This is a genomic window from Halanaerobium sp., from assembly GCF_003070835.1.
Genome location: NZ_QBLR01000330.1, coordinates 1 through 3,651 on the forward strand (window position 1 = coordinate 1; position 3,651 = coordinate 3,651).

Consider the following 3,651-nt stretch of genomic DNA (forward strand, 5'->3'; position numbering starts at 1 on the left):
ATTAGCTGAAGTAATTGAATTTAAAGCATTATTTTCAAAACTATATGTGTTACCTTTTCTCATATCTGAACTCTGTAATGAAAATATCTTATCATCATTACTTACTGATGATAAATATTCTGAATCTAACCAGGTAACTATATCAGATGAAGGTGAAGGCATTTCTGGGGGTGTTGTCCCAACAGGTGCTGTTATATCATATTTTTCTAAAAAATAATTATTAAAACTATCAAGTTCATAATCAGGTGAAGAATTAGACAATTCTCTATTATAAATAATAAATTCTGCTATATACCCAGAAAATTGCTTATTACTTTTAAAGTTATTTCCAAAAAAGATTCTTTTAGCTTGAGTGTTAATAGTTTGATTATTAGGTATATTATTAATTGTTTCAGCACCATTAATGTAAAGATTAATGTCTGCCAGACGTGATCCTGTCATATTTATAGTTATTAAATAAGTCTGATCATTATTAACTACTTCATCAGTAACCAAATATGAATCCTGATCTATTTCTAGCCGAAGTTTATTTTCTGAATTTCTTAATAAAGTCATTTTTTCACCATCACCATCGCTATACATATCATTAATATCAAATAATATTTCCGCTCCTTTTTCAGGTCTCACAACTAAAAATATAGCCCTTTCTTTATCTTCTAAAGCTGAAATAACAGTGTTAATACTGTTTTTATCTTCATCAAAATATAAAGAAGCTTTATTATTTAATTCAGTAACACTACTCTTAAAAACAGGAACATCTGGATTTATGGTCCAGCCACCAGTATTATCACCATTAACAAAAACACCATAATTACTTACTAATTTATATTTGTCATTGTTTCCTTCAGTATAATAAATGCCAGAATTAAGATTAAAATCATTAGAAAGCTGTGTGTAGTCAACTGAAATAGTATTAGAATTCCAATCTTTTTCGTCAGCTAAAACATTAATTTTCCCATTATCACCCAAAAGCATGAATTCTTCATTTCCCTTTAAAACAGAATTAATTTTATTTGCAGCATTAATATCTCGCTTAACCCAGTAATCTCCATCAGCCGAAACTACTGTTTTCCCAGAATCACCAGCTGCAAGAAAATTAGGTAACAAAATATCTAATTTAGCTTTTACAATTTGAGGTTCTTCAGCTTCAATACTTTGATCCCTTTCGGTTACCATTTCTACTGTATATGGAGAAAAAGCATTAGTTAAACCAGATGACAACTCAACAAAAGCTCTATCGTCTAAAGGTGCTGCCGGATTTTCATTTATGCTATCTAACATATAAAATGAATTTAGTATGTTATTATTGTTTTTATTATAAATATTTAGTTCTGTTAATTCAGAACTGAAGTTTGTATTATAAGCATCAACTAATAATTTAGAAGGATCATAGCCAGCACTTAGAGGTTTATATCCCTCAACCAAAACATAAGGATTTAGTTTAATATAAGGTCTATCAGCTAAAAATGTAATATAATTAGCTTCATCGATAGTTGATTTTATTAAACTACCTTTAACATCAATTGTATCTAAATTTTCATTCTTAAATTTAACCGGGAAAATACTGCCTGTAAAAGTCTCATTTGTAGGAATTTTACTCTGCACCTGTCCGTCTGACTCTAAAACCTGTTGATTTTCCTGGGCTGACCGATTAATTATTTTAAACGACTCAATTACAGTAGGCATCACACCTGCTATTATAATACTTACAACAACAAGAGACATTAAAACTTCAATCAATGTGAATGCTGCCGTACCTTTATTAATCTTCATCTGTGACACCTCCAATCTATATGTCAATAATCATAAATTAAAACCAATTAATTATATACTCTTCTTCTGGAACTGGTGGTGAATAGTTAGGATCATCTGCTGGAATAGGTACTAAAACCTGTTCATCATAATCTCCATCATCCCAGCGAAGTAAATCTATACCAGTTTGAACTATTTCTCCACTTTCATTTGTTTCAGTTATTTTTTTAAAATAATAAGCAGAACCTGGAGCAATAATTTCATTATCCCAGAACCAACCAGAACTATAAACCCCCTGGTTAAAATAAACTCTACCAAAATCACCGCTATAGCCGTCAAGTTGATAACCCAAACCCCCAGGTAATCCTATTATCAATGAACCATAACTTGTAAAACCTTTTCTAATCTCTACCCTTTCTCTAAAAACTAAATTCTCTCCAATTGTAATCAAAGCACCCTGATTATTTCCACTCTGTTTTAAATCAAGCTCATTATTAAAATAGATTGAGTTAGCAGAATAAGCAACCTTATTATTACTATTGTTATTCTGTAGGTATAAATCAGAACCATCAGTATTTATCTCTACAGCCCCAAAAATTTGGCCATGATATTTAATTTCTACTGTTTCTGCTTCATATCCGATTCCAAATATACCTGATAACCAATCCCAAAAGTCTTCGGTTACTGCTGTTTCTTCAACATTTGAACCAGGCAATATCTGACCGGTATCATAATTATACCAGCCTAACTCTTCGGCACTACTTTTACTATTAACATTTAGATAGGGACTTACTCTAGCCTTAACTGTTTCTTCACCTGAAGAATTAGTTATTTTAGCAGTTGATGTAAACATTGTATACCCATACTGTTCTTGATCAGGATTAAGAGGCTCCTTTTTGAATTCAACATCTATTTCGGCTATCATTTCTCCATACTGAGAAAAATTATCTTGATATTCACTTTTTAAAACAAAATTATCCTGATTATCAAAAATAACTGTTTCTAAACTACCGTTTTCTACATCTGCTTCTTTCCAGGCAGAAATAGCTGCTTCAGCCCCTGAACGGGCAATATAATAAGCTTTGGTGTTATTATTAGTGCCTCTTGCAATTTGAAAAGAATTAAGACTATAATTAGCAAGTGTAAGTGCCATAACTGGCACAACTGCAAGTAAAGCCAGGGTGAATATCATAGCAAACGCCTTTTCATTTTTAATCATTAACCTGGCCTCCTTTCATGAAAATAATACCTTTAAAGAAATAAATTAAAATAAAATTTAATCAGTTCTTCTTGCCAGAAAATCATTATCAAACTGCCAGTAATAATCAAAGGCCCGAAAGGCAATTTAGTTTTAGAGTTAAATTTGCCGCTGATTAAAAATGGCAGTGCCATAATAACTCCAATAAAAGAACCAATGAAAATTCCAATTAACGGAACCTGCCAGCCTGTAAAAGTTCCAATCACAGCAACCAGTTTTAAATCTCCCATACCCATTCCCTGTGGATAAACTAAAATTATTAACAGCAGAAATAAGGCAGGAATCAAACTACCAATTATTGCTGTTTGGATAGAAATATAGTTAAATACTAAAGCAAAAAACAAACCTGATATAAAACCAGCATAAGTTATTTTATTTGGTATAATCTGTCTTTGATAATCAATAACAGCAGCTGCTATCAGCAGTGAAATTAAATAAAGATAGACAAAAGTTTTGCTGGTTAAACCAAAATTGATATAGGTTAACAAAAATAAAACTGCTGTTAATAATTCAATTAATGGATACTGCAGGGAAATTTTTTCCCCACAGTATCTACATTTACCTTTATTGATTAAATAACTAAATATAGGTATTAAATCAAAAACTTTTAAGGTAGTTCCACAGTTAGTACAGTGCGATCT

Annotated in this window: 3 protein-coding genes; all 3 read right to left on the reverse strand. The window is 31.0% G+C overall.

The features are described from left to right. The coding region (locus CI949_RS18430) for a LamG-like jellyroll fold domain-containing protein (RefSeq protein ID WP_290769095.1) at positions 1-1,773 on the reverse strand (1,773 nt) is incomplete at its 3' end. Positions 1,774-1,810: 37 nt separating this feature from the next. Then, positions 1,811-2,971: a hypothetical protein gene (locus tag CI949_RS18435; RefSeq protein ID WP_290769097.1), complete on the reverse strand. Its 1,161-nt coding sequence runs from the start codon at positions 2,969-2,971 to the stop codon at positions 1,811-1,813. 32 nt (positions 2,972-3,003) lie between these two features. Beyond that, positions 3,004-3,651, reverse strand: a 648-nt coding sequence (locus tag CI949_RS18440) for an A24 family peptidase (RefSeq protein WP_290769099.1), incomplete at its 5' end; no start/stop codon positions are given.